Consider the following 26,734-nt stretch of genomic DNA (forward strand, 5'->3'; position numbering starts at 1 on the left):
GTCATGCGCGCTTCAGCACCGCCGACAGATGATGGGTGAGCGGCTCGCCGACCGCGGCCATGCGCACGCCGTACTCCAGGGTGTCGCCGACGATCGTCAGCGAACGTCCCACGGCGGTCACCGGTTTCGCGGTGCCGCTGCAGCCGATGTGGGTCGAGTCGAAGTTCAGGGTCAGTACCCCGTCCTCGATCGTCGCGGTGCCCTCACCGATCTCGGTGATCCCGGTGGGATGCGCCAGGATCCACTCCACTCGGCCCGGGGCCGGGCAGCGCAGATAGCCCGTCTCGGCGTGCAGGCCGCGACCGTCCTCGGCGTGCCGGGTGCGCTGCCGATAGGTGAGGAAGGGCCGTCCGACGTGCCCGAACTCGACCTCCTCGGAGTAGTCGAACGGGGAGATCGTCGGGTACTCACCGTGACCGTGGCCGCGCCACACCCCGAGCAGCGGGGCCAGCAGGGCGATGTCCGGGTGCGGGGCGACGGGAGGCTGGGGTTCGACCACGGCGGTCAGCTTAGCCCGCTGTCCGCCAGGGAGTCGGCCACCTCGTGGATCAGGGCTATCGAGTCACGCGGACTCAAGGCCATGGCGCGCAGCTGGTCGAACATGACCCCGAAGCGGCGGATCTCGGTCTCGCCCTCGACGATGTTGTCGCCCGCGATGCCCTCGACGTACACCAGTTCGGGGTCGCCGTGTTCGGGAAAGAAGTCGAGCAGCACGAACGAGCCCACCATGGCGGGGTGCGCGCCGGCGTCGAAGGGCAGCACCTGCAGGATCACGTTGCGTTTCTCCGACTCCTCGGCCAGGCGCAGGAGCTGTTCCCGCATGACCTCGGCGCCGCCGACAACACGGCGGATCGCGGCCTCGTCCAGGACGACCCACAGTTCGAGCGGATTGCCTTCTCGGTTCAGCACTTTCGCCCGTTCCACCCGGGCGCGCAGGCGCTGCTCGACGACGCCGGCGTCGACCTTCGGCATGGTCGTGTCGAGGACCGCCCACGCGTAGCGCTCGGTCTGCAGCAGGCCCGGGATGCAGGACAGTTCGTACATCCGCTCGGAGCGGGCGTCGCTCTCGAAGTTGATGTAGGCGGCGTACACGTCCGAGACGGCCGCCTCGAACGGCCGGGACATGCCGGGTTTCTGCGCTTCCTGCAGCAGTTGGATCACGTCGGACCGGCCGGCGTCGTCGACGCCGTACAGGTCGAGCATCGCCATCAGGGTGCGGCGCTGGGGCCGGGCCTGGGCGGATTCGATGCGGTACAGGGTCGTCACGTTGATCCCGGTCCGCTCGCTGACCACCTCTTTGCTGATGCCGGCGCGTTCCCGCATCTCGCTGAGCAGTGCGGCGAGCCGCCGCAGCTGGACCGTCAAGACTGTGCGTTTGCCTGCCATCGCGGCTCGTCGCCTCCCGTCACGAGGTGGGGAACCCATGATCGGGTTCGTCCGACCGAGCGTACCGGCGGCGCCGATCCGGCCGGGCCGAACGAGTGGAATACCTGTGACCGCGAAACCCGTTCTGCCGATTCATTTTGCGCGCGGGACGGCCAGGGGTTGCCGGGAAGTCCGATTCCGTTGTGCCGCAGCGTTGCTCGGTGCTCGATCAGTGGGCTCCGCGGTCGCGGTCGGGACTGCGGACCAGCGGTTTCGGTGCGGTTCGTCCGGTTGGCCGGCGGGCGGCCGTAAAGGTAGCTGAACGTCTGACCACGGCCGATGCAGCACTGGGAATGCAGTATTGCGTTCTCGCCCTTACGGTCGCGGTTCGGGAGTTAGCCTTGTTGGCGAGCACCGATCCCCAACCGGTCCTGCTGAATCCGGAGAACAAAATGATGCCGCAGTGTGTCGTCGCCTGTTCGCGATTGCCCGAGGCTCGATCATGACAATGTCGATCGCTGGAGTATTGCCGGCCGCGCCACAATTGTTGTGCGCATTCCAAGGACGGCGTTTCCGAGATCTGGTGCTGCTGCGGTCGGCGCACGCGCTGGCCGAGTTGCACGACCGCCGCTCGACGTCCCGCGACCCGCTGTTCGTCGCCGAGATCGACCGGCGCCGTAGCGAATTGATCGACGACATCGACGAATGGGTCGAGCGGGAACTGCCCGCGGCCGCCATCGGCGCCGACAGCATCGGGGTCGTGGTCGACCGCATGGCCCGCGCCTGGGTTCAAGCCAATCTGGCGATCGACCGTGAGGGCGCGCGCAGCGACAATACCCATAAACACTGGTATCACCTGGCCGAGCTGGTCGACGGATACACTGATCTCGTCAGCGCAGTGGCCGACGGTCGCCGTCGCTCCTGAACGGCCGGATGCAGCGTCGCTTCCCGCCCGGCGTGCCGCGTTGTCGACTGGCGCGGCACGCTCGCTGAGTCCCGGCGCAGCGCCGCGCGTGTTCCCACCGGCGCGCCGACCGATAGTCTGGATCCATGGCCGTCCGTACCCGTAAACCCCTCGCCCCCGGCACGCTGTCGCCGACCCGCGCGGTCCCCGCGTCGATCGAGCGCCCGGAGTACGCGTGGAAGAGCACCGTCAACGAGGGCCGCGAGCCCTGGGTGCAGACACCCGAGACCATCGAGAAGATGCGGGTCGCGGGCCGGATCGCCGCACAAGCGCTGGAAGCGGCCGGCGCCGCCGTCGCTCCCGGCGTCACCACCGACGAGCTCGACGCCATCGTGCACGAATACCTCTGCGACCACGGCGCCTACCCGTCCACGTTGGGCTACAAGGGATTTCCCAAGTCCTGCTGCACCTCGCTGAACGAGGTCATCTGCCACGGCATCCCCGACTCGACCGTGATCGAGGACGGCGACATCGTCAATATCGACGTCACCGCCTACATCGACGGCGTGCACGGCGACACCAACAAGACCTACCTCGCGGGCGACGTGGACGAGGAGGTGCGGCTGCTGGTCGAGCGCACCGAGGAGGCCACGCTGCGGGCCATCAAGGCCGTGCGGCCCGGCCGGGCGCTCAATGTCATCGGCCGGGTCATCGAGTCCTACGCCAACCGCTTCGGCTACGGCGTGGTCCGCGACTTCACCGGCCACGGCGTCGGCCCCACCTTCCACTCCGGCCTGGTGATCCTGCACTACGACCAGCCCGCCGTGGAGTCGATGATCGAACCGGGCATGACCTTCACCATCGAGCCCATGATCAACCTCGGCGGCATCGACTACGACATCTGGGACGACGGCTGGACGGTGGTCACCAAAGACCGCAAGTGGACGGCGCAGTTCGAGCACACACTCGTCGTGACGGAGACCGGCGCGGAAATCCTGACGCTGCCGTGAGCGGGCTGTCGCGTCGGAGTGGACGGCGCAGTTCGAGGCTCACGTCGTCGGGTCGTGACGGAGACCGGCGCGGAAATCCTGACGCTGCCGTGAGCGGGCTGTCGCGTCGGAGTGGACGGCGCAGTTCGAGGCTCACGTCGTCGGGTCGTGACGGAGACCGGCGCGGAAATCCTGACGCTGCCGTGAGCGGGCTGTCGCGTCGGAGTGGACGGCGCAGTTCGAGGCTCACGTCGTCGGGTCGTGACGGAGACCGGCGCGGAAATCCTGACACTGCCGTGAGGCGGCTGTCGGGTCCGGGTGGACGGCGCAGCTCGAGGCTCACGTCGTCGTGAAGGGCGCCCTGCTCGTCGCGGGCACCACGTCCGATGCCGGGAAGAGTGTCGTGGTGGCCGGGATCTGCCGGTTGCTCGCGCGCCGCGGCGTGCGGGTGGCGCCGTTCAAGGCGCAGAACATGTCGAACAACTCCGTGGTCACCCTCGACGGCGGGGAGATCGGGCGCGCGCAGGCGCTGCAGGCGCAGGCGTGCGGGCTGGAGCCGAGCGTGCGGTTCAACCCGATCCTGCTGAAGCCCGGGAGCGACCGGCGGTCCCAGCTGGTGGTGCGCGGGCGGGCCGTCGACACCGTCGGCGCGGCCGACTACTTCCGGCACCGGACGGAACTGCGCACCGTCGTCGCGGACGAGTTGGCCGCGCTGCGTACGGAATTCGACGTGGTGATCTGTGAGGGCGCGGGCTCGCCGGCGGAGATCAATCTGCGGGCCACGGACCTGGCCAATCTGGGCTTGGCCCGAGCCGCGGAGCTGCCGGTGATCCTGGTCGGCGATATCGACCGGGGCGGGGTGCTGGCCCACCTGTTCGGCACGGTCGCGATCCTCGAACCCGAGGACCAGCGGCTGATCTCCGGGTTCGTGGTCAACAAGTTCCGGGGTGACGTAGAACTGTTGCGCCCCGGCCTGATTCGGCTCGAGGAGCTCACCGGGCGCCCAACCCTCGGGGTGCTGCCGTTCGCGGCGGACCTGTGGCTCGACGCCGAGGACTCGCTCGGCACGGTCGCCGACGCGCCGGTCGGCCGGCCTCGCCCGCCGCGCGGCAGCGACTGGCTGACCGTGGCCGCCGTCCGGCTGCCCCGGATCTCCAACTCCACCGATGTGGAGGCACTCGCGTGTGAGCCCGGGGTCGCGGTGCGGTGGGTGAGCGAGCCGTCCCGGCTGGCGGACGCCGACCTGGTGGTGCTGCCCGGCAGCAAGTCGACGGTCGACGATCTGAACTGGTTGCGGCGCAGCGGAATTGCCGACGCGCTGACCGCGCGCGCGGCGGCGGGCCGCCCGATCCTGGCGGTCTGCGGCGGCTACCAGATGCTGGCCCGCACGATCCACGACGAGGTGGAATCCGGCGCCGGCGCGGTCGCGGGCCTCGGCCTGCTCGACCTGGCGATCGAGTTCGCCGACCCCAAGATCCTGTGCCGGAGTACGGGTTTCGGGTCGGCGGGCCGGGCCGGAACGCCGCTTGCGGTGGGCGGCTACGAAATCCACCACGGCCGAGTGGCGGAAACGGTGGACGCCGCCTGGCTGACCCTGGCCGACGGGCGGCCGGAAGGCAGTGTGCGCGAAGCGATCTGGGGGACCCACCTGCACGGCCTGATGGAATCCGACGAATTCCGGCGTGCCTGGCTCACCGAGGTGGCGGCCCGCGCCGGCCGCACCGGATTCGTGGTCGCTCCCGACGTGCGGGTCGGTGCCGTGCGCACCGCCCAACTGGACCTGCTGGCCGACCTGATCGAGGAACACCTCGACCTCCCGGCCCTGGAACGACTGATCGACCACGGCGCCACCACCGGCCTGCCGACCCTCTCCACCAGCCACTGACACCCCGGTCGGCAGCCGTTTCGCGGCCGCGGCCGCGAACAATCGCCGGCCCGGAACCGGAATGCGGCCGGCGCCACGCCCGACCCGGCGCGACGACGACTGTGACGACGCCGACGACGACGGGCTCGATTCGCAAGGCCCGTGTAGCTTGTCGGCATGGATTCACGGCAAATCGTGGTCGGTGACCACGCCTGGACCGTGCGGATCGGTGGCCCGGAGAAGTCCCGCCACACCGTGCTTCTGCTGCCCGACGCCCACGGCGGTTCCCTCGACGCGGTCTGCGAGCGGCTACACAACTCCGATCTGCGAACGGTCGTCGTCGACCCGGCCCCGGGCCTCGACGAAGCGGCTGTCTACGCCATTCTCGACGAAGTGAAGGTGCCCTACACCAACCTGGCCGGTGTGGGCACCGGTGCGGTGCTGGCCTGGCAGCTCTGCGCGCGCGGCTTCGGGCGGTTCATGACGCTGGTCGCGGCCGGCGCCGGCCACCCCGCTGCCCCCGACGCCGACGGCACGGTCGCCGATCCGGCTTGCCCGGCCGTCGAGATCCCGGCCACCGTGATCGCCACCAAGGCGCTGCCGCTGGAGGCGGCGCAGGGCTCGGCCCGTTTCGTCCGCGGCGAGTTCCGGGTGACCGGACTGGACGTGGCCGACATCGTCGCCGAGGCCGACCACGAATTCGCCACCGAGATCGTGCTCCGCAGCGGACTCTGGTGATCGGCCCGCGCCGGCCCGGGCGACGGGCCGGCGCGGGATCGAATCAGCGGGCCGCGTGCGCGTTCAGCCAGGCGTCCATCTCGGCGAACGCCTGCGCCCGGACCTCCGGGACGGAGAGGAACACATCGTGGCGGGCGCCCGGGACCGGGACCACCGCGGTGCGGTCCCCGAAGCAACCCGACCAGCGCTGGATCTGCCGCACGTCCAGCACGCAGTCCGCCTCGTCGGCGATCGGGCCGTACTCCTTGGGCGCGGCCGACCGCGTGCCACGCAGCACCAGCGCCGGAACGCCGATCCGCAGGCCGCGATGCACGGTGGCGTGACCCTGGCGGATCGCGCGCAACCAGCCCAGCCGCACCGGGAAACCGGTCAGCGGCTTCCAGTCGAGGTTGTAGTCCCACTCGCCGAACCGGCTGCTGTGCAGGCTGTCGCCGTACGAGGTGACCAGGCCCGCCGGGTACAGCTGCTTCGGCCGCACCAACCCGACGGTGTTGATCACCGTCGTGCCGATCCCGCGCACCCACGACGGGCCCTGCAGGTCCAGCCACGGGCTGTTGAACACCACACCCGAGATGTCGCGCGCGGCGACACCGCCCTTGGCGGCCCGCTCGATCCGGTCCAGCCACAGCGCGGTCACCAGGCCACCCGTCGAGTGGCCCATCATCAGCACCGGCAGACCGGTCTCGGCACGCACGATCTCGAGCGCGCGGTCCAGTTCGGCGTCGTAGACCGCCAGGTCGCGCACGAAGTGCGGCGACTGGCCCGCACGCGTCGAGCGTCCGCATTTGCGCAGGTCCAGGGCGTAGAAGCGGTAGCCGAGGGCGGCCATGTGCTCGGCCAGATGGACCTGGAAGAAGTAGTCGGTGAAACCGTGCACGTACAGCACCGCGCCGGTGGCGGGGACGGCCGGTTCCGGGGTGTAGCGGATCAGCGTCGCCGCGATCTCGCCCTCGCCGTCGGGATCCGGGCCCAGCGGGAGGGTCGTCTGCTCGAATCCGGCGCCCAGAACGTCGGGCTGCCAGGAGGTCGTTTCGGGTGCGTCCACCGACGTATCGTTCGTCACAGAACCACCATATTCGACATGGTCCGCCGTATCTCGGCAGAGCCAGATCGGTCACACCCGGGCCACCTGATGTCGGGGATCGAATCAGCGCGGGGCACAATCGAGAGCAAGTGAACAGCCGGTAACCTGATGTGCGCTCCGATCGCCGGAGGGGCATCCGGCGACCACCCAACACATACCGAGGTTGGTCCGCCGAGCGGGACCGCGTAGAAGGACAAGGAAGTCGACGTACCCGTGCCGAACGCCGCGACGATTGAAAAGACCGATGTAGTCCTCATCGGCGCCGGGATCATGAGCGCCACCCTCGGCGCTCTGCTGCGCCAGGTCCAGCCCGACTGGACCATCTCGATGTTCGAACGCATCGACGCCGCCTCCCCCGAGAGCAGCGACCCGTGGAACAACGCGGGCACCGGCCACTCGGCCCTGTGCGAGCTGAACTACACCCCGCAGAACGCCGACGGCTCGGTCGACGTCTCCAAGGCGATCGACATCAACGAGCGCTTCCAGGTGTCCCGCCAGTTCTGGGCCTACGGGGTCGAGAACGGTCTGCTCTCCGAGCCGTCGCAGTTCATCAATCCGGTACCGCACGTGAGCTTCTGCCACGGCGCCGACGGAGTCGACTACCTGCGCAAGCGGCACGCGGCCCTGTCGCGGCACCCCCTGTTCGAGGGCATGCGGTTCATCGACGACCCCGCCGAGTTCGCGGACCGGCTGCCGCTGATGTCGCGCGGCCGCGACTTCGACGAGCCCGTCGCACTGAACTGGACCGACTACGGCACCGACGTCGACTTCGGTTCGCTCACCACCCAGCTGCTGGCCTACCTGGGCCGCAGCGGTGTCGACATCTCGTTCGGTTCCGAGGTGCGCGACCTGGCCAAGCAGTCCGACGGCAGCTGGAACGTCAAGGTCCGCAACACGCGCAACCACGAGACCCGGGTCGTCAACGCCAAATTCGTGTTCGTCGGCGCCGGCGGTTACGCGCTGCCGCTGCTGCAGAAGGCCGGTATCCCCGAGATGTCGGGCATCGGTGGCTTCCCGGTCAGTGGCCTGTTCCTGCGCTGCACCAACCCCGAACTGGTCGACCAGCACGAAGCCAAGGTGTACGGCAAGGCCGCGGTCGGCGCGCCGCCGATGTCGGTGCCGCACCTGGACACCCGAGTCATCAAGGGCCGCAAGGGCCTGCTGTTCGGCCCGTACGCGGGCTGGACGCCGAAGTTCCTCAAGGACGGCCGCTACACCGACCTGATCAAGTCGGTGAAGCCGAACAACCTCATGTCGATGGTCGGCGTGGGTCTCACCGAGATGGGCCTCACCAAGTACCTGATCTCCGAGGTGCTCAAGTCGCAGTCCGGCCGGGTGTACGCCATGGAGGAGTTCATTCCGCGTGCCGACGGCGGCGACTGGGAGCTGATCACCGCCGGTCAGCGTGTGCAGGTCATCCGCCGCAAGGGGATGGGCGGCGTGCTGGAGTTCGGCACCGCGGTCATCGCGGCGCAGGACGGCAGCATCTCCGGTCTGCTCGGTGCCTCGCCGGGCGCCTCGACCTGTGTGAGCGCCATGCTCGACGTGATGCAGCAGTGCTTCCCGAAGGAGTACACCGCCTGGCAGCCCAAGCTGCAGGAGATGGTGCCCTCGCTCGGTGTGAAGCTGTCGGAGAACCAGGCACTGTTCGCCGATGTGTGGAACTGGACCAGCAAGTCGCTCAACCTGACCGGCGTACCGGTCACGCAGTGAGTTTCCCGGTAGCGGGGGCCGGTCCGGACGCTCCGGGCCGGCCCCCGCTGCTGTGTGTTGGTCGACACGCGGCTGTCCCATGTGGTAGCAAGACGCGATGATGTCAACGGTTGTACTGAAACGGTCGTGGGCCGCTGATCTCGACACAGCCACGCTCTACAAGCTGCTGAAGCTGCGGGTCGAGGTATTCGTCGTCGAACAGCATTGCGCCTATCCGGAGTTGGACGGATTGGATCTGCTGCCGCGTACCCGCCATCTCTGGCTCGACGACGAGGGTGAGATCATCTGCACCCTGCGGCTGCTGGAGGAGCGGGTCGAGGGCCACAAGGAATACCGCATCGGCCGCCTGTGCACCGCGAAAGAAGCTCGCGGACACGGCTATACGACTCGGCTGCTGCTGGCGGCACTGGCCGACGCCGGTTCGGCGACGGTGCGCCTGAACGCGCAGACCTACCTGGTCGACCTGTACGCCAAGCACGGATTCGTCGTCGACGGACCGGAGTACCTGGAGGACGGTATCCCGCACATCCCGATGCGCCGCGGCTGAGTACTTCCTGCGATCACTGTCCCGTAGCCGAGTTCGGCTGCGGGACAGTCTCGTTCATCTCCCCGGTCGGGTGTCGAGGCCGTGTAGTTCGCGGGCCAGCAGGGTCGCGCCGGCCACGGCGCCGGGCATCAGGAACACCGCGACGACCGGAAGCAGGAACACCACCGCGAGCGGGGTACCGAATCCCCAGATCAGCAGGCGCCGCTCGCGCATCAGCCGCAGGCGGCGGTCCAGTGGCACACCGTGGCGCTGCCAGGTCACCGAGGCCAGTTCCTCGGTGAGGAAGTAGCCGGTCGTCGCCGCGCCGAGCACCGGCGCGAGCACCTGCCCCGCCACCGGGAAGAACCCGACCACGAAGACCGCCGCGTTCCACCCCGCGGCCCGCACGAGGATCCGCGCACTGTCCCGGGCGGACACCCAGACCTCCTGCAGCACAGGCGCATCCACCTCCGGCGCGACCGGACCCGGCAGCGACCGCTCCAACTGCTGCGACAGCCGCTCGTAGAACGGCTGCCCGATCGCCAGCGTCGTCGCGGTGAACGTCAGCGCGGCCACCGCGACCCCCGCACCGAACAGCAACACCTCCAGCCCCGCCCGGAACAGCTTGCGCCACCCCGATTCCCAGCCCGCCGCGAACGGCGTAGCCCAATCGACCACATCGCCGACATAGACCACCACCAACACCAGCAACACCAGATAGACCACCAACGCGATCACCCCCGGCAACAGCCCCACCAGCCACCGCCGCGGATGCCCGAACACCCACCGCTGGCCCTGCCACAGAAACCGGAACCCGGTCACGAGATCACGCACGGGGCAAGGGTATCGGTTGCCGTGGTCACCGCCGGGTCGACCTGAGCGCCCAGTGTCGGGGCTCCTCGGACAGGAATTGCCGGTGCGGGCAGACGATTGTGCGCCCAGGCCGGACGAATCCCCGTCCCGAAACGCAATCGCCATGCTGAGCTGAGCGTCGGACGGACTCCGGCCCGGTGTGGCTACCGTTCTGCGTCTTCCTCGGCGGCCTCACCCACCTGTTCGGCCGGTCTTCGATCCACTGGTCCATGACGAAGGTGCCGGCGAGCGCGAGCACGATGATGGTGCCGGCCGGGGCCGCTGGCGAGTGTTCAGCGGCACGGCGGTTCGTCCGGGGCCGGATGTGATGCGGGCCCGGCCTGAGCACACATTGTCCTGCGGGCAGGGATCGCAGTGTCGGGCGGTGATCGTGGGCTCAGGCCGGTGGTCGGCGTGAGCCCGCACCGCAGGGGGTGGGTGGGGGCTGTTTCCGCGCGGCTTAGGGTGGGGTGGTGTCCTACTCTTCGACCGGCAGTGTGACCCGGACCAGTGGTGTGCCCGTCTCCGAGGAGGCGGGGTTCCCGTTCTCGGCGGTGGTCGGGCAGGAGCGGTTGCAGCTGGCGCTGATTCTGTGCGCGGTGCATCCGGGGATCGGCGGGGTGCTGGTGCGGGGCGAGAAGGGGACCGCGAAGTCGACGGTGGTGCGGGCACTGGCGCAGCTGCTGCCGCCGGTGAGCGACGAGCGGGGGCCGCGGCCCGCACGGCTGGTGGAACTGCCGGTCGGCGCCACCGAGGATCGGGTCGTCGGGTCGCTGGATCTGGAACGGGTGCTGCGGGACGGCGAGCAGGCGTTCAAGCCCGGCCTGCTGGCGGCCGCCCACCACGGCGTGCTGTACGTCGACGAGGTCAATCTGCTGCACGACCATCTGGTGGACGTGCTGCTCGACGCCGCCGCGATGGGCCGGGTGCACGTCGAGCGGGACGGCGTCTCGCATTCGCATCCGGCGCGGTTCGTGCTGGTCGGCACCATGAACCCCGAGGAGGGGGAGCTGCGCCCGCAGCTGCTGGACCGGTTCGGCCTGACGGTCGACGTGGTGGCGTCCCGCGACGTGGACGTGCGGATGGCGGTGATCCGCCGGCGCCTGGACTACGAGGCCGACCCGAACGGTTTCGCCGCCGGCTATGCCGAGGCCGACCGGGAGATCGCCGATCGGATCCTCATCGCCCGCGACCGGCTGCCCGAGATCGGGCTCGACGATGTGGAGCTGCGCCGGATCGCGGCACTGTGCGCGACGTTCGACGTGGACGGGATGCGGGCCGACCTGGTGGTCGCCCGGACCGCCGCCGCGCACGCCGCCTGGCGTGGTGGTGACCGCGTGAGCGCTGAGGACGTGCGGGTCGCCGCGGAACTCGCCCTGCCGCACCGGCGCCGGCGCGACCCGTTCGACGAGCCGGGAATCAGCCCGGAACAGCTGGACGAGGCGATGGACCGGGCGAACGAGGAGGCGGGACGCGCCGATGCGGAGTCCGCTGCCGGAACAGATTCCGCGGCAACCGAATCCGGGACCGATGCGGGGTCCGAAACCGGTTCGCCGACACCGGGTCCCGAAACGGGTTCCGCGACACCGGGTTCCGAAACGGGTTCGGCTACAGCGGATTTCGGTCCCGAGTCGGATCCGCCATCGGATACGGGTACTCCCGAGGGGCCCGTGGATCCCGATGACGATCCGGACGGTGGCGGTGCGCCAGTCCCGGATGCGCCGACCGGCGGCCCGGGACCGGCGGGATCCGCGCCGGAACGTGCTGCGGCAGCACCGGTTTCGGTGGCCGCCCGCCCACCGCGCTGGGAGGTGCCCGGCGTCGGCGAGGGTGTCGCCGGTCGCCGCTCGCGTGCCCGCACCCGCAGCGGCCGGGTGGTCCGGTCCACCACCGAACCCGGGACCGGCCTGCATCTGCTGGGCACGGTTTTCGCCGCCGCACCCCAGCAGCAGGCTCGCGGTCGCACGGGTGGTCCGCTGACCTTCGCGGCCGGCGACCTGCGCGGTGCGTATCGCGAAGGGCGCGAAGGCAACCTGGTGGTCTTCGTGGTCGACGCGTCCGGTTCGATGGCGGCCCGCGACCGCCTCTCCGCCGTCACCGGCGCCGTGGTAACCCTGCTCCGCGACGCCTACCAGCGCCGCGACAAGGTCGCCGTGATCACCGTGCGCGGCACCGGCGCCGAACTGGTTCTGCCGCCCACCTCCTCGGTCGACATCGCGGTGCGCCGCTTGGCCGCCATGCGCACCGGCGGCAAAACCCCGCTCGCCGCCGGCCTGCTGCGGGCCCGGGAAGTGGTGCGCCGCGAACACATCCGCGACCCGCACCGCCGCCCCCTGCTGGTCCTGCTCACCGACGGCCGCGCCACCGGCACCCCCGACGCCCTGCCCCGCGCCCGCGCCGCCGCCCGCCGCCTCGCCGCCGACGGACTCACCGCCGTGGTAGTCGACTGCGAACGCGGCATGATCCGCCTCGGCCTCGCCCCCGAACTGGCCGCCGACCTCCGCGGCACCTGCCTCCGCCTCGCCGAATTGACCGGTGACACCGTAGCCGGGGTGGTCCGCGGCGCCTCCGGACCCGCCGGTCGCCGGGCAGCCTGACGAGCGAACGGCGCGAAACCTGCCTGCGCGTGGCCGAATTCGACGGGTGACACCGTGGTCGGGTGTGCGGTGCCTTCGGGCACGCCGGTCACCGGGCAGTCTGACGCGAACGGCTCGGAATCTGGTTGTGTCTGGCCGGATTCGACGGGTGACACCGTGATCGGGGTGGTGTGCGGTGCCTCCAGGCCCTCCGGTCACCGGGCAGTCTGACGAGCGAACGGCGCGAAACCTGCCTGCGTCTAGCCCGGATTCGACAGATGACCGTAGCGGGGTTGGTTCGCGGCGCCGACGGCTCGTGCGGGCGCTCCGCATGCCCGCGGCTGATTCGGGTGTGGCCGCAGCATGCGGGTCCGGTGCTGGTCGAGCGGGTCGATCGGGCATTAACGCATCCGGGCACATGATCGATATCCGTCCGTCACCGCGGCATGGCGGTGGTCGGATCCGTTCGGGCAGTGCGGATGTGGCCGCGTCGGGTGCTTCGGGCTCCGGTCCTCGAAGGGAAAACAATGCGTACTCGATCCTTGTTCTGTGTGGCGGCGGCCGTCGCGGTGGCGTTCGGTGTCGCGGGGTGCAATGGCGATTCGTCGACAGGCGCGACCGTCACGGTGACCGCGCCGGCGGTTTCGGACTCGGCCGTGGTGCCCTCGGGGGCCGCGAATCCGTCTGCGCCGGTATCGGTACCGGCTCGGCCGGACAACTCGGCGGCGCCGGGTCCCGCATCGCAGGGCTCGGCTCCGCAGGGGCCGGGGGCTGAGGGCCCTGCTCCGCAGGCGCCCGCGCCGCAGAGCCCGGCACCCCAGAGCCCCGCGCCGCAGACTTCGGCTGCCGCGCAGCCGCCGAACGGCAGTGGTCACGGGCTCTGCTTCGATGTCAACTCCGAGCTGGCGAACAGTGCGGTGCAGCGCCTGTCGGGCGGGCCGTGGCAGGTCGACGAGGGCAGCACCGATCCGATCAGCGCGGGCTGTGACGGGCTGCTGTCGTGGATGACGGTAGAGACCGGCGGCATCCACGCGCCGATGCACATCCTGTTCTTCACCGGCGGCACCTACCTCGGCACCGCGACCTCCCAGCCGCATGCCTACACCCAGGTATCCCGGCAGTCGGCGAATGTCGTCCAGGCCCAGTACCACTGGCCGCTCGACGGCGACGCCCTGTGCTGCCCGCAGGGTTCCGGCACGGTCACGTTCACGCTGACCGGAACCACTGTGCAGGCCAATGGCCAGTTCCCGCCGAACTGAGGTTCGCAGGCTGAGCGGCGCATCCGCTGCCGACTAGCCTGACCAGGCTACGGGCCGCCCATCGCGTTGTGGCAACGTGTGGTGTCGAGTGAACACATCGCCACGTTGCGTTTACTCGATACGAGTTTGCACAGTTCGATGTGGAAGGAGCGGCGCGGATGCCGAAGGGTGTGCCGGAGACCATTCCCGAGGACGGGCTGACGACCCGGCAGCGGCGTAATCAGCCGGTGCTGGCGGTGCACACCGGGCCGGGGAAGGGCAAGTCGACCGCCGCGTTCGGTATGGCCTTGCGGGCGTGGAACCAGGGGTTCGACGTCGCGGTCTTCCAGTTCGTGAAGAGCGCCAAGTGGAAGGTCGGCGAGGAGGCCGCGTTCCGGGCCCTGGGCGCGCTGCATGCCGAGACCGGTGTGGGTGGTCCGGTCGAATGGCACAAGATGGGCGAGGGCTGGTCCTGGACCCGCAAGCAGGGCAGCGACGAGGACCACGCGGCGGCCGCGCTGGCCGGCTGGCGGGAGATCGCGCGGCGGCTGGCGGCCGAACAGCACCGCTTCTATGTGCTCGACGAGTTCACCTACCCGCTGAAGTGGGGCTGGGTCGACGTCGACGAGGTGGTCGAGGTGCTGCGCAACCGGCCCGGCAACCAGCACGTGGTGATCACCGGCCGCGACGCCCCGCCGGCCCTGCTCGAGGCCGCCGACCTGGTGACCGAGATGACGAAGGTGAAGCACCCGATGGACGCGGGCCGCAAGGGCCAGCGCGGCATCGAATGGTGAACCGGCCGGGCGGGCGCATCGGGCGGCGCACGGTAGCGGCCGGCGGGGTGCCGCGGTGAGTGTTCCCGCGGTGGTCATCGCCGCACCGGCCTCCGGCAGCGGAAAGACCACGCTCGCAACGGGTTTGATCGGTGCGCTGCGGCGCGCCGGGCACACGGTCGCGCCCTTCAAGGTCGGGCCGGACTATATCGACCCCGGCTACCACGGCCTCGCCGCCGGCCGGCCGGGCCGCAATCTGGACCCGGTGCTGGTGGGTACCGAACGGGTAGTCCCGCTGTACCGGCACGGCACCCACGGCTGTGACCTGGCCGTCGTGGAAGGCGTGATGGGGCTGTTCGACGGCCGCATCGACGACGCGGCGGCCGCCCCGGCCGTGGCGGAGGGCTCCACCGCCCAGGTCGCCGCCCTGCTCGGCGCGCCGGTGATCCTCGTCGTCGACGCCCGCGGGCACAGCCAGAGCCTGGCCGCGCTGCTGCACGGCTTCGCCACCTTCGACAGCGGAATCCGTTTGGGCGGAGTCATTCTCAACCGGGTCGGCAGCGAACGGCACGAGCAGGTGCTGCGCGCCGCCTGCGCCCGGGTCGGACTGCCGGTGCTGGGCGCGCTACCACGCCTTGCCGAATTGTCGGTCCCCTCACGGCATCTGGGCCTGATCCCGGCCGTCGAGCACGGTTCGGCGGCCCACGCCGCAGTGGATGCGATGACGGAACTCGTTGCCGGACACGTGGATCTGGCCGCCGTGGCGGCGTTGGCGGGAGCGCGGGTCCACGGTCCGGCCTGGAATCCGGCCGAGGAGATCGAGCTCGTCCGTGGCGCGGCCACGGCCGGACTCCCGCGGACCGCCGACCACGGCGTCGCCCAGACCGTTTCGGCGGCTGGGACCATGCCGGTGGCCGGGACCGGATCGGCTGCCACGACGGCGTCGGCCGGGACCGGCCCGGCTGGAGCCGCACCGACCGCGATCGCGCCCGACGGCCCGTTGATCGCGCTGGCCGGGGGACCGGCCTTCACCTTCGGCTACGCCGAGCACCGCGAACTACTGGCCGCCGCCGGCGCCCGCGTCGCGGTCTTCGATCCGCTGCGCGACGAACTACCTACCAGCACAGCGGGGCTCGTGCTGCCCGGCGGCTTCCCGGAGGAGCACGCCGCCGAACTTGCCGCCAACACCCCGCTGCTGGCCGCGGTCGCCGAGGCCGCCTTCGCGGGTATGCCCGTGCACGCCGAATGCGCCGGCCTGCTCTACCTGACCCGCTCGCTGGACGGCCACCGGATGGCCGGTGTCGTCGACGCCACCGCCGAATTCGGCCCTCGCTTGGCCCTCGGTTACCGAGATGCCGTGGCACTCACCGACTCTCCGCTCTGGACGGCGGGGCAGCGGGTCCGCGGCCACGAATTCCACCGCACCCGCCTCCTGGACGGCCCTGCTGCCCACCCGGCCTGGGCGTGGCGTGACCCGGCGGGCACCACCGTCCGAGAGGGCGCACTCGTGCACCGGGTCCACGCCTCCTACCTGCACACCCACCCGGCGGGAAACCCCGCTGCCACAGCGCGTTTCGTCGCCGGTGCGGCCGAGTACGCCACCGCCGGGAACTGAGACCGTCGATGACGAACGAGTTCTCGACGCCGAGCACGGAATCGGCGGCCCAGGGTCCCAATGGGCCGGGGGCGGGGGCCGGTGGAATTCAGGGCAACCTCGTGGTCGGAATCGGGCTGCGGCCAGGCGCTGCGGCTCCTGTCATTCTGGCTGCGGTGCGAGACGTGCTGGGCGGCAGCGAGATTCGCTGCCTGGCGACCGTCGATCGGCGGGCGGCGGAGTCCGGGCTTACAACGGCGGCTGCCGAATTGGCTGTCCCGGTCCGGAGCTTCACCCCCGAGCAGCTCGCGGAAGTCGCGGTGCCGAACCCAGCCGAGCGGGTGACGCGGGCGCTGGGCACTCCGAGTGTCGCGGAGGCCGCCGCGATCCTCGCCTCCGGTCACGGCCATCTTCTGGTCCCGAAGACCACCGTCCGGGGCGTTACTCTCGCCGTCGCAACGCCCGGGACCAGCCGGCCCGGAGACGGGGTTCCGTCGGCCACCCCCGGAGCGTGACCATCGCAGAGTCACGCCCGGGACCGGGCAACCTACGGTTACGTAGGAGAAATCTGCAGGTCAGGGGACCGGGTTGGGGCCAGGGAAGGGCTACCAGCCGGTAGGTTAGGGGCATGAGCGATGCGCTGCTGTTCAACCCCGCCACCTACGATCCCCGGCAATTCGATGCCGAGACCCGGCGCCTGCTGCGCGCGACGATCGATTGGTTCGAGTCGCGCGGGCAGAGCCGGCTGCTGGCCGAGGACCGCGATGCGGTCTGGACCGCCGACTTCCTCGAATTCGTCAAGAAGGAAAAGCTGTTCGCGACCTTCCTGACTCCGGCCGCCTACGCCGACGGCGACGAGAACAAGCGTTGGGACGCGGCCCGCAACGCCGCACTGGCGGAGATCTTCGGCTTCTACGGCCTCGCCTACTGGTACGCCGAGCAGGTCACGATCCTCGGCCTGGGCCCGATCTGGCAGAGCGACAACGAGATCGCCAAGCGCAAGGCCGCCGCCGACCTCGACGACGGTCAGGTGATGGCGTTCGCGCTGTCCGAGCGCGACCACGGTGCCGACATCTACAACACCGACCTCGTGCTCACGCCGACCGAACCCGGCAGTGCCGACGCCGAGGCGGGAATCCTGTTCCGCGCCAACGGCGAGAAGTACTACATCGGCAACGGCAACGTCGCCTCCATGGTGTCGGTGTTCTCCCGGCGCGGCGACATCGAGGGCGCCGACGGTTACGTCTGGTTCGCCGCCGACAGCCGGCACAGTCACTACCACCTGATCGACAGCGTGATCCACGGTCAGATGTATGTCAGCCACTTCCGGCTCGAGGACTACCCGGTGCGCGCCGAGGACGTGTTGCACCAAGGGCCGGAAGCGTTCTCGGCCGCGCTCAACACCGTCAACGTCGGCAAGTTCAACCTCTGCCACGGCAGCATCGGCATGGTGGAGCACTCGTTCTACGAGGCGATCACGCACGCCAACAACCGCATTCTGTACGGCAACCGGGTCACCGACTTCGGCCATGTCCGAGGCAATTTCGTCGACGCCTACAGCCGGTTGATCGCGATGAAGCTGTTCAGCGATCGCGCGGTGGACTACTTCCGCGTCGCGAGCCTCGACGACCGGCGCTATCTGCTGTTCAACCCGATGACGAAGTCGAAGGTCACCTCCGAGGGCGAGGTCGCCATGACCTTGCTGCTGGATGTGCTGGCCGCCAAGGGATTCGAGAAGGCCACCTATTTCGCCCAGGCTTCCCGCTACATCAACCACCTGCCCCGGCTGGAGGGCACCGTCCACGTGAACGTGGGCCAGATCCTCAAGTTCATGCCCAACTATCTGCTCAACCCGAAGGAGTACCCGCCGGTCCCCACCATGCTGGAAGCCGGTGACAACGCCTTCTTCTGGGCGCAGGGTCCGGCGCGGGGTGCCGGCAAGGTGCAGTTCGCGGACTGGACCCCGGTCTACGAGCGGTTCGCCGCCGTCCCGAATGTGGCGCGCTTCTACGAGCAGGCCCTGGCGCTGCGCGCCCTGCTGCTGTCCGCCGCCCCCGACGCCGATCAGCAGAAGGATCTGGACTTCATGCTGACCGTCGGCCACCTGTTCTCCCTGGTGGTCTACGGCCAGCTGATCCTGGAGCAGGCCGAGCTCACCGGCCTGAACCACGACCTGCTCGACTCGATCTTCGACTTCCAGGTCCGGGACTTCAACGGCTACGCCACCGCCCTGCTCGGCAAGCCGTCCGCGACTGCCGCGCAACGGGATTGGGCCGTGGAGGCCCTGCGTGCTCCGGTGGCCGACAAGGCGCGGTTCGACCGGGTGTGGGACCAGGTCGTCGCCTACGACGGCGCCTACGAGATGCGTCCCTGACGAACAACGAAGGCCGCGCCGGTGAACGGCGCGGCCTTCGTGCGTGTCACACGCAGATACCGGCCAGCGGCAGCGCGACCACCTGGATGTTGGTGGCGGTCGACTGCGTGCCCGGGTCACCGCCGAAGTACAGGGCGCCCACGATGTGCTCGCCCGCGACATCCGGGGTCCAGCCGATCGAGGCGGTGCCGTCGGCGCTGACCGGGACGGTCCCGACCACGTTGCCGGCCTCGTTCACCAGATGGCTGGTGAAGTCGACCGAACCGTTGGTGACTGGCGACCCGTCCGGGTTCTTCACCGACACCTGGACGGTCTGGTTGCAGCCGACCGATGCCGAGTCGACCATGGTCAGTCCCGAGCCGAGCATCGTGATCGCGATCTCCGGCTGGGCGGCCACCGCCTGGGGCCCGGTGGCCATCGGTACCGCCAGCCCCGCGGCCAGCACCGCACCCGCCACACCGCGCGAAACACCTGATCCGGTCATCCCTGCTGCCTCTCGTGTGTGCTGCCCGGGCCGGCGGCCCGGCGTCGATTCCGGCAGCACGCTACCCGAGAGCTACATCACAGTTACAGCCACACGGCTGCCGCCGGACCGGATTTCGGCGTGTCGTCAGGCGCGCCAGGACTCCAGCACCCGGTCGAGAGTGTCGCGGATGGCGGCGCGGGCGTCCATGCGCGGCACGCCCCGCATGAGCAGCCGGTCGTATTCGGTGTCCAGGTGCCGGATCGACGCGATCACCGCCAACGTGACCGCCTCGGTGTCGAGGACCTTCGCGGCCGCGGTGCGGCCCACCCGGCCGCTGCCGCGCAGGGCGGCGTGTTCGGCGATCGCCTGTGCCCGCTCGGGCGGACAGTGCGGGAACAGGCGGCGGATCTCGGCGGCCATCCGGGCGCAGAACTCCACGTCCTGGTCGGCGCGCCGGACCCGATCGCGGTCGCGGCGGCGGGCCCGCGCGTCCTCGTCGGCCAGGCATTGCGCCTCGGCGCGGTCCAGTGCGGCCTCCTCGATCAGGATGCCGGTCCGCTCGTAGCGCTTGCGGCGGCGATTGTGCCGGACCACCAGGGCGGCCAGCGTGCTCTCCTTCTTGGCCCGCCGGCTCAGCGCGGCGTCACCGGCCGGCAGCAGCACCAGGTGATCGAGATCGGCGCAGGTCAGGCATTGGGCGCCGGTCGCGGACATGATGAAATACGGTCCGGTGTCGCGACATTCGGCACACCGCCACGGTTCCTCGGCCACCACCACCTGCAGGTCGGGTGCCTTGTTCTGCCGGTCGACCAGGCGTCGGCGCGCGGCGTCGGACAACTCACCCGACAGCCAGTGGGTCCGGAACGCGGCGTCGTCACCGGATGCGGTGAACCGCAACGGTTCCTGATCACGTCCCGCCGTTACATAGGTGGCGTCGCCGGGCGTGAGGCCGCGCTCACGGGCCCAGTCCGCGAGCAGGGTCACCACATCGCGCAGGCGCGGTTCCTCGACCGCGGCGAGCTCGACCAGCGTCGCCACCTGCCCCTGCCGCCAGCGGTCCACCTGCGCGGCGCGCAGCCAGCCGAGCCGGGTGAACACCTCGACCGCCGCCACGTATTTGCGTTGCGCGAGTGCGGCTTCGGCAGCTTCGACCACCCGAGTCCGCAGTTTCGCCATGTCGGCCAGCTTATCGGCGCCCGGGAACACGATCGCGCCCGCGGTTGTTACACCCGAGCGTGACTGTGGAATTCTCTCCGGAACTCACCAAATTCATCGACGACGGTAAGCCGTACGCCACGCTGGCGACGGTGGCCCGCGACGGCAGCCCGCACCTGACCGTGATCTGGCTCGAGCGCGAAGACACCGATCTGGTGTTCTCCACCACCGTCTCGCGAGTGCAGTACAAGAACATGGTCCGCGACCCGCGCGTGACGGTGATGCTGTATCCGCCGGACCGCCCGTTCGCCTACGCCGAGGTCCGCGGCACCGTGACCATCACCCCGGACCCGGACAAGGTGCTGCCGAACCGCTTGTCGCACAAGTACACCGGGCTGCCCTATGCCGAGTTCAATCCCGCCTCGGTCAACGACGCCGCACGGGTGATCGTGCGGGTCACACCGCACAAGATCGTCGGCAACCTGTGAACTCGCGGCCGATTATCGGCCGGGCCGCGGTAGGCCCTAGGCTGGAATATTGTGCCGAATACCCCTGATGACCAGCATGCCGGTGACCAGAACTATCTCGCCGGTCTCGACCTCGCCGGCCGCCGCGTCGTCGTGGTCGGCGGCGGGACCGTCGCGCAGCGCCGCCTCGGCCTGCTGCTGGCCCACGGCGCCGACGTGCACGTCATCGCGCGGGAGGTCACGCCCGCCGTCGAGGGGATGGCCACGGCCGGTCAGCTGACGGTGCAGCTGCGCGCCTACGTCGACGGCGACCTGGACGGCGCCTGGTACGCGATCGCCTGCACCGACGAACCCGAGACCAACGCCGCGGTCGTAGCCGAGGCCACCGCGCGCCGCATCTTCTGCGTGCGGGCCGACAACGCCCGCCTCGGCACCGCTGTCACCCCCGCCACCGCCCGCTACGACGGTCTGACCCTCGGCGTGCTGGCCGGCGGCGCGCACCGGCGCTCGGCCGCCGTGCGCACCGCGCTGCTCGAAGCGCTGCAGTCGGGTGTGGTCACCGACGACTCCGGCGACGTGATCCCCGGAGTGGCCCTGGTCGGCGGCGGCCCCGGCGACCCGGACCTGATCACCGTGCGCGGCCGGCGGTTGCTGGCCCGCGCGAACCTGGTGGTCGCCGACCGGCTGGCCCCGCCCGAACTGCTCGCCGAACTGTCGCCCGACGTCGAGGTGATCGACGCGGCCAAGATCCCGTACGGCCGCTCGATGGCCCAGGAGGCGATCAACGCCGCGCTGATCGAGGGCGCGAAGGCCGGCAAGTTCGTGGTCCGGCTCAAGGGCGGCGACCCGTACGTATTCGGCCGGGGCTACGAGGAACTCGAGGCGTGCGTCGAGGCCGGGGTGCCGGTCACGGTGGTGCCGGGTGTCACCAGTGCCATCTCGGTGCCCGCCCTGGCCGGTATCCCGGTCACGCACCGCGGGATCACCCACGAGTTCGTGGTGGTGAGCGGCCACGTCGCGCCGGACCACCCGGATTCGCTGGTGGACTGGGACGCCCTGGCCCGGCTGCGCGGCACCATCGTGCTGCTCATGGCCGTGGAGCGGATCGAGAAGTTCGCTGCCGCCTTGCTGGCCGGCGGCCGGTCCGCCGACACCCCGGTCACGGTCGTCCAGGAGGGCAGCCTGCGCACCCAGCGCAGCCTGCGCGCCGACCTCGGTACCGTCGCCGAGCGGATCCGCGCGGAGGGCATCCGCCCGCCGGCGATCGTGGTGATCGGCCCGACCGCCGGCTTCACCGCGGGTGCTGCACAGTAACGGTTACCGGTAGGTACGTCGACGCAGGTCAGCGGTCCCGCGACCGCGTCACTTCAGGCGAATCGGGTGCTGAGCTGGGCAGATCGGGATCCGACAGTCCGGTTCCGCGGGAGAACCCATCCCGTACAGTTGCTCGATGTGCTGGACCAACCCACTGCGACGATGCATTATCCGGTGACCGGACGCGCCTTCGGGCTGCCCATCCTGGTCCTCAGCGGGCTGAATCTGATGGTGGTGCTGGACGGCACCGTCGCCATCTTCGCGATTCCGAAGCTGCAGGAGGACCTGGGCCTGTCCAGTTCGGCGAGCGCGTGGACGGTCACCGCGTACGGGTTGCCGTTCGCCGGATTGATGCTGTTGGGCGGCCGGCTCGGTGACGCGTTCGGGCGCAAGCGGATGCTGATCCTCGGCGTCTCTCTGTTCACCCTCGCCTCGGCGCTGTGCGGGCTCGCGCAGAACGAATGGATGCTGGTCGCGGCACGCGGGATGCAGGGGACCGCCGCGGCGATCGCCGCGCCGACCGCGATGGCGTTGGTGGCCAGCACGTTCGCGCCTGGTAAGCCACGAACGCAGGCGATGGCGATCTTCGGGTCGATGATGGGGCTCGGTTCGGTCGGCGGTCTGGTCGTGGGTGGCGCGCTCACACAGGTCAGCTGGCGCTGGATCTTCCTGATCAATGTGCCGATCGGTGTCCTCGTCGCAATCGGGGCGATCTCGCAGTTGCGCGACACCGACCATCACCGGCTGACGCTGGATGTGCGGGGTGCCGTGCTGGCCACCGTGGGTTGCACCGGCATCGTCTTCGGCGCGACCGAGGGGCCGTGGCTGGGCTGGGACAGCTGGATCGTGCTGGGCTCGTTCGTGATCGGCCTGCTCCTGCTGGTCGTGTTCGTCTTCGCCGAGCAGCACGTGGACAACCCGCTGTTGCCGTGGTCGCTGTTCAGCTCTCGGGACCGGGTGATCACGCTGCTGTCGATCGTGATCACCGGTGCGGCCATGGGCGCCATGACCTTCTTCGTGGCGCAGTTCCTGCAGAATGTGCTCGGCTACACGCCGCTCGGGGCGGGCTTGCGGGCCATCCCGTTCACGCTGGCGATCGGTGCCGGCAGCGCCCTGTCGTCGAAACTGGCGCTGATGGTGGCGCCGCGCTGGCTGCTGAGCGGGTCCGCGGCGGGACTGGCCGTGGGGCTGCTGATCGCCTCGACCCTCGGACCGGGAGTCAGTTATCCGACGACCCTGTTGCCGCTGCTGCTGGTCATCGGTTTCGGTGTCGGCATGGTGATCGTGGTGGTTCCGCTGTGCCTGCTGGTGGGCGTGCCGCCGAACAATATCGGCCCGCTGGCCGCGATCGGGCAGATGGCGTTCGAGATCGGCGCTCCGCTCGGAGTCGGCATCATGACCCCGGTCGCGGTGTCGCGGACACTGTCGATGGGCGGGCGGGTCGGTAAGGCCAGCACCATGAACCACGACGAGATCGTCGCGCTGAGTTCGGGTTACACGCTGGTGCTGTTCGTCTGCGGCTTGATGGCGATCGTCGTCGGACTGATCGTGCTCACCTTGCGTTTCACCCCCGCTCAGCTGGCCGAGGCGCACCACAACCAGGAAGAAGCCGCCCAGGCCTGACCGGTGTGCGGCTGGTCATTTCCGGCTGCGAATCCGGTCCGGATCCGGTTACGCTCGCCTCCACGATCTTTCGATAGGGAGGGGGCTGGATGGCAGTGGATCCGTCGGCTCGCGTGCGGGGCGGCCGCAGAGGGTTCGGGTACCGGCAGTTACGCAGTGCGGCTCTGCCGTTCGAATGGCAGGTGACCGACGGTTGCATGACCGTACGGCACCGGCGCGACCCATGGCGTTCGGCGGTGGCCGACCGCTTGTTCGCGGCGCTGTCGGAGGTGCAGCGCGCTCCCTACGCCGTGCTGGCGTGCCAGTGCGTCCTGCTCGACGAGCACAATCCGGCCGTGCCCGACGTCGTCGTGGTGAACCGGGCCGCGGTCGACCTGTACGCCGCCGAGGTGTTGCCCGCCGACGCGGCGGTCCTGGTGGTGGAGATCGTCTCCGCCGGCGACCGCTCCGACCGCTGGTATCGGACCCCCAGCCGCTACGCGGCCGCCGGCATCGCCTACTTCTGGCGGGTCGAACGCGGCCTCGACGGCCGTCCGATCGTGTACGAATACTGGCTCGACCACGAATCCCGCCGGTATCGCCCGGCCCCGGCCTACGCGCACACCGGAGTGCTGGCGACCACCGTCCCGTTCCCGATCCGCGTCGATCTCGCCGACCTGCTGGCGGGACCGGATTCGAATCACCCCTGAGCGTCGGGCCGCGACCGGCCGGCATCCCGGCCGCGCATCGCCCCGAGCGTCGGGGCGGGATCCGGTGAGCGGTCGGTGTCCGGATGGCATGTGTCACAAGTACTGTCGCGGCGTCCACCAGCGGCGCACACTTGCTCGGATTCCAGGTGACTCCGGGGGAGGGGCGAGCGATGACGCCGACCGACGACGAACTGCTGGACCGCTGGGTGGCGGTGGCTGGGGAGCGCAACCGTTGCGCTGGAACGGATCTCGTGACTCGCTACCGTGAGCCGCACCGCCGCTATCACACCGTCGACCATCTGACCGCGATGCTGCGCGCGATCGACCGGCTCGCCGCGGACGCGGACGACGTCACCGCGGTCGTGCTCGCCGCCTTCTTCCATGACGCGATCTACGTGATCGGCGCCCCCGACAACGAGGACCGCAGCGCCGAGTTGGCCGAATCCGTGCTCACCGCAGCCGAATTCGATCCCGCGACGGTGGCCGAGGTGGTCCGGCTGGTGCGGCTCACCGCCGCCCACGCCCCGGAGCCCGGCGACCGCAACGGCGCCGTGCTCTGCGACGTGGACCTGGCGGTCCTGGGTGGCTCGGCCGCCGACTACGCGGCGTACACGGCCGCGGTTCGCGCCGAATACGCCACCGTTCCCGACGACCTGTTCCGCGGGGGCCGGGCGGCCGTGCTGCAGTCCCTGCTGGACCTGCCCCGGTTGTTCCACGCCGAGATCGCCCGCGCCGCATACGAAGTCGCGGCGCGGGCGAATCTCAGCACGGAGCTGAGGGAGCTTCGGTCAGCCCGTCCGGCGTGAGTTCCAGCTGCCGGGTGATGCCGATCTCGTCGAGGAACCGCTGGTCGTGGCTGACCACGATCAGCGCGCCCTGGAACTCGGCCAGCGCCTCGGTGAGGTGACGCAGGCTCGGCAGATCCAGGTTGTTGGTCGGCTCGTCGAGCAGCAGCAACCGCGGCGCCGGGTCGGCGAGCAGCAGTACGGCCAGCGCGGCCCGCAACCGTTCGCCACCCGACAGCGCGCCGGCCGGGACATCCGCCGCGGTGCCGCGAAACAGGAAGCGGGCCAATCGAGCCCGGATCTCCTCGTCGGAGCGGCCCGGCGCCGCGGCCCGGACGTTCGCCGCGACGGAACGGTCCTCGTCGAAGATGTCGAGCCGCTGTGGCAACAGCCGCCACGGCACCGCCGGCGATTCCGCCATGATGCGCTGCAGCAACGTGGTCTTGCCGACTCCGTTGCGGCCGGTGATCGCGATCCGTTCCGGGCCGGTGACGGCCAGATCGACCGTCGGGCCACAGGCCAGTTCGACCCCGGCCAGCTCGACCACCTGCTGCCCCGGATACAGCCGCGTGTCGGGCAGATCCACCCGGATCTCCCGGTCGTCGCGGATCTGTTCCTCGGCGTGGGCCAGCTGTTCGCGTGCCTCGGCCACCCGATCGAGATGCAGGTTGCGGTATTTGCCCGCGGACTCCTGCGCCTGCCGTTTGCGCTGGCCCATCACGATCTTGGGTTCCCGCTTGTTCTCGAACATCTTCTGCCCGTACCGGCGGCGCCGATCGATGGTGGTGCGGGCCGCGATCAGCTCCTGCGCCTGTTTGCGCACATCGCTGCGCGCGTCCCGCACCGCCGCCCGGGCGGCTTCCTGTTCGGCGTCGACGATCTCCTCGTAGTGGGCGAAATTGCCGCCGAACATGCGGATCTCGCCGCGCCGCAGTTCGGCGATGGTGCCCATCCGGTCGAGCAGCTCGCGGTCGTGTCCGGCCACCAGGACGGTGCCGGAGAACTCGGCGATCACCGACCAGAGTCGTTCCCGCGCAACGGAATCGAGATTGTTGGTCGGCTCGTCGAGCAGCAGCGCGTCGGGTTCGCGCAGCAGTTCGGCGACCAGGCCCAGCAATTCGGTCTCGCCGCCGGACAGGGTGTCCAGGCGCCGGTCCAGGTGGGTCACGTCGTCGGCCAGGTACGGCAGCCCGAGCCGGCCGAGCAGGGCGATCGCGCGTTCCTCGACATCCCAATTGCCGTCCGCCAGTTCGAAATCGGCCTCGGTGCCGTGACCGGACTCGATGCGGTGCAGCGCGTCGCGCACCGGGTCGAGACCCAGCACGGTGGACACCTGTTGCCCGGCCGCCAGCGTGAGGTCCTGGCGCAGGTAGCCCAGCTGTCCCGTGACGGTGACCGAGCCGCGGGCCGGTCGCAGCCGACCGGCGATCAGCCGCAGCAGGGTGGTCTTCCCGGCACCGTTGGCGCCGATCAAGCCGACCGGGCCGGGGCCGAACGTGGCATTCAGTCCCTCGAACAGAACGGGCCCGTCGGGCCGCGCGAAGGTGAGATCGGACAGAGTGACGGTACACATGGCGTGCTCCCGGAAGTAGCAGAAGAGTGCGGCGCGCAGAATGCGGGCCACGCGAGGGCTACTTCGACAGGA

At 70.1% G+C, this 26,734-nt stretch carries 24 protein-coding genes; 17 read left to right on the plus strand and 7 right to left on the minus strand.

The window, feature by feature from the left end:
- Position 1: 1 nt before the first annotated feature.
- Both EBN03_RS05300 and EBN03_RS05305 read right to left on the minus strand, forming a co-directional pair.
- The gene (locus tag EBN03_RS05300) at positions 2–499 is read right to left on the minus strand and encodes a peroxynitrite isomerase (RefSeq protein ID WP_122186621.1); all 498 of its coding nucleotides are present in this window, start codon (positions 497–499) and stop codon (positions 2–4) included.
- A gap of 5 nt (positions 500–504) precedes the next feature.
- Positions 505–1,386, minus strand: coding sequence for a helix-turn-helix domain-containing protein (locus EBN03_RS05305; RefSeq protein ID WP_122186622.1), 882 nt, complete (start codon positions 1,384–1,386; stop codon positions 505–507).
- Positions 1,387–1,867: 481 nt separating this feature from the next.
- Between EBN03_RS05305 and EBN03_RS05310 the strand changes: the two genes are divergently transcribed.
- The 4 genes from EBN03_RS05310 to EBN03_RS05325 all read left to right on the plus strand — a co-directional run bounded on the left by EBN03_RS05310 (position 1,868) and on the right by EBN03_RS05325 (position 5,860).
- A complete protein-coding gene (locus EBN03_RS05310) occupies positions 1,868–2,290 on the plus strand; it encodes a DUF4254 domain-containing protein (RefSeq protein ID WP_233608136.1) in 423 nt (140 codons plus the stop codon).
- A gap of 125 nt (positions 2,291–2,415) precedes the next feature.
- Positions 2,416–3,279 carry a type I methionyl aminopeptidase gene (map, locus tag EBN03_RS05315; protein ID WP_122186623.1) on the plus strand — a complete coding sequence of 288 codons (864 nt, stop codon included), beginning with the start codon at positions 2,416–2,418 and terminating at the stop codon, positions 3,277–3,279.
- Between the two features lie 328 nt (positions 3,280–3,607).
- The gene (locus EBN03_RS05320; RefSeq protein ID WP_122186624.1) at positions 3,608–5,143 is read left to right on the plus strand and encodes a cobyric acid synthase; all 1,536 of its coding nucleotides are present in this window, start codon (positions 3,608–3,610) and stop codon (positions 5,141–5,143) included.
- Between the two features lie 156 nt (positions 5,144–5,299).
- Positions 5,300–5,860: an alpha/beta hydrolase gene (locus EBN03_RS05325; RefSeq protein ID WP_122186625.1), complete on the plus strand. Its 561-nt coding sequence runs from the start codon at positions 5,300–5,302 to the stop codon at positions 5,858–5,860.
- Between the two features lie 43 nt (positions 5,861–5,903).
- Here the strand turns inward: EBN03_RS05325 and EBN03_RS05330 are convergent, their stop codons facing one another.
- Positions 5,904–6,923 (minus strand): alpha/beta hydrolase, encoded by a 1,020-nt coding sequence (locus tag EBN03_RS05330; RefSeq protein ID WP_122186626.1) that lies wholly within the window; start codon positions 6,921–6,923, stop codon positions 5,904–5,906.
- 234 nt (positions 6,924–7,157) lie between these two features.
- Between EBN03_RS05330 and mqo the strand changes: the two genes are divergently transcribed.
- Together mqo and EBN03_RS05340 are read left to right on the plus strand one after the other, a co-directional pair.
- Positions 7,158–8,657 carry a malate dehydrogenase (quinone) gene (mqo, locus tag EBN03_RS05335; RefSeq protein WP_199742594.1) on the plus strand — a complete coding sequence of 500 codons (1,500 nt, stop codon included), beginning with the start codon at positions 7,158–7,160 and terminating at the stop codon, positions 8,655–8,657.
- A 97-nt stretch (positions 8,658–8,754) separates the two neighbouring features.
- Positions 8,755–9,204, plus strand: a complete 450-nt coding sequence (locus EBN03_RS05340; RefSeq protein WP_122186627.1) for a GNAT family N-acetyltransferase — start codon at positions 8,755–8,757, stop codon at positions 9,202–9,204.
- Between the two features lie 54 nt (positions 9,205–9,258).
- On the opposite strand, the gene EBN03_RS05345 is transcribed toward EBN03_RS05340, so the two are convergent.
- Positions 9,259–10,017, minus strand: coding sequence for an EI24 domain-containing protein (locus tag EBN03_RS05345; RefSeq protein WP_122186628.1), 759 nt, complete (start codon positions 10,015–10,017; stop codon positions 9,259–9,261).
- Between the two features lie 515 nt (positions 10,018–10,532).
- Here EBN03_RS05345 and EBN03_RS05350 point away from each other — a divergent pair.
- The 6 genes from EBN03_RS05350 (at position 10,533) to EBN03_RS05380 (ending at position 18,590) form a co-directional block, all read left to right on the plus strand.
- A complete protein-coding gene (locus EBN03_RS05350) occupies positions 10,533–12,632 on the plus strand; it encodes a VWA domain-containing protein (protein WP_199742624.1) in 2,100 nt (699 codons plus the stop codon).
- Positions 12,633–13,138: 506 nt separating this feature from the next.
- A complete protein-coding gene (locus tag EBN03_RS33615; RefSeq protein WP_147471470.1) occupies positions 13,139–13,870 on the plus strand; it encodes an LppP/LprE family lipoprotein in 732 nt (243 codons plus the stop codon).
- 158 nt (positions 13,871–14,028) lie between these two features.
- Entirely contained in the window at positions 14,029–14,643 is a 615-nt protein-coding gene (gene cobO / locus EBN03_RS05365) for a cob(I)yrinic acid a,c-diamide adenosyltransferase (protein ID WP_122186631.1), read from the plus strand.
- 55 nt (positions 14,644–14,698) lie between these two features.
- Positions 14,699–16,237: a cobyrinate a,c-diamide synthase gene (locus EBN03_RS05370; protein WP_233608137.1), complete on the plus strand. Its 1,539-nt coding sequence runs from the start codon at positions 14,699–14,701 to the stop codon at positions 16,235–16,237.
- 101 nt (positions 16,238–16,338) lie between these two features.
- Positions 16,339–16,731 carry a cobalamin biosynthesis protein gene (locus tag EBN03_RS05375; protein ID WP_267899256.1) on the plus strand — a complete coding sequence of 131 codons (393 nt, stop codon included), beginning with the start codon at positions 16,339–16,341 and terminating at the stop codon, positions 16,729–16,731.
- 113 nt (positions 16,732–16,844) lie between these two features.
- A complete protein-coding gene (locus EBN03_RS05380; RefSeq protein ID WP_122186633.1) occupies positions 16,845–18,590 on the plus strand; it encodes an acyl-CoA dehydrogenase family protein in 1,746 nt (581 codons plus the stop codon).
- A 46-nt stretch (positions 18,591–18,636) separates the two neighbouring features.
- Here the strand turns inward: EBN03_RS05380 and EBN03_RS05385 are convergent, their stop codons facing one another.
- Together EBN03_RS05385 and EBN03_RS05390 are read right to left on the minus strand one after the other, a co-directional pair.
- Positions 18,637–19,074, minus strand: coding sequence for an Ig-like domain repeat protein (locus tag EBN03_RS05385; protein WP_122186634.1), 438 nt, complete (start codon positions 19,072–19,074; stop codon positions 18,637–18,639).
- 126 nt (positions 19,075–19,200) lie between these two features.
- Positions 19,201–20,232 (minus strand): DUF2293 domain-containing protein, encoded by a 1,032-nt coding sequence (locus EBN03_RS05390; RefSeq protein WP_122186846.1) that lies wholly within the window; start codon positions 20,230–20,232, stop codon positions 19,201–19,203.
- 59 nt (positions 20,233–20,291) lie between these two features.
- On the opposite strand from EBN03_RS05390, the gene EBN03_RS05395 reads away from it, so the two are divergent.
- The 5 genes from EBN03_RS05395 to EBN03_RS05415 all read left to right on the plus strand — a co-directional run bounded on the left by EBN03_RS05395 (position 20,292) and on the right by EBN03_RS05415 (position 25,110).
- The gene (locus EBN03_RS05395; RefSeq protein WP_122186635.1) at positions 20,292–20,699 is read left to right on the plus strand and encodes a PPOX class F420-dependent oxidoreductase; all 408 of its coding nucleotides are present in this window, start codon (positions 20,292–20,294) and stop codon (positions 20,697–20,699) included.
- A gap of 51 nt (positions 20,700–20,750) precedes the next feature.
- On the plus strand, positions 20,751–21,992 hold the full coding sequence (gene cobA / locus EBN03_RS05400; protein WP_122186636.1) for a uroporphyrinogen-III C-methyltransferase: 1,242 nt from the start codon (positions 20,751–20,753) through the stop codon (positions 21,990–21,992).
- Positions 21,993–22,130: 138 nt separating this feature from the next.
- Positions 22,131–23,615 (plus strand): MFS transporter, encoded by a 1,485-nt coding sequence (locus EBN03_RS05405; protein ID WP_233608139.1) that lies wholly within the window; start codon positions 22,131–22,133, stop codon positions 23,613–23,615.
- 197 nt (positions 23,616–23,812) lie between these two features.
- Positions 23,813–24,304, plus strand: coding sequence for a Uma2 family endonuclease (locus EBN03_RS05410; RefSeq protein WP_158675542.1), 492 nt, complete (start codon positions 23,813–23,815; stop codon positions 24,302–24,304).
- A gap of 170 nt (positions 24,305–24,474) precedes the next feature.
- Positions 24,475–25,110: an HD domain-containing protein gene (locus EBN03_RS05415; RefSeq protein WP_122186638.1), complete on the plus strand. Its 636-nt coding sequence runs from the start codon at positions 24,475–24,477 to the stop codon at positions 25,108–25,110.
- Here EBN03_RS05415 and EBN03_RS05420 read toward each other — a convergent pair.
- A complete protein-coding gene (locus EBN03_RS05420) occupies positions 25,067–26,662 on the minus strand; it encodes an ABC-F family ATP-binding cassette domain-containing protein (RefSeq protein ID WP_122186848.1) in 1,596 nt (531 codons plus the stop codon). The genes EBN03_RS05415 and EBN03_RS05420 overlap by 44 nt on opposite strands.
- Positions 26,663–26,734: the final 72 nt, after the last annotated feature.

This window comes from Nocardia stercoris (assembly GCF_003696265.1).
In the GTDB taxonomy this organism is placed as follows: Bacteria; Actinomycetota; Actinomycetes; order Mycobacteriales; family Mycobacteriaceae; genus Nocardia; species Nocardia stercoris.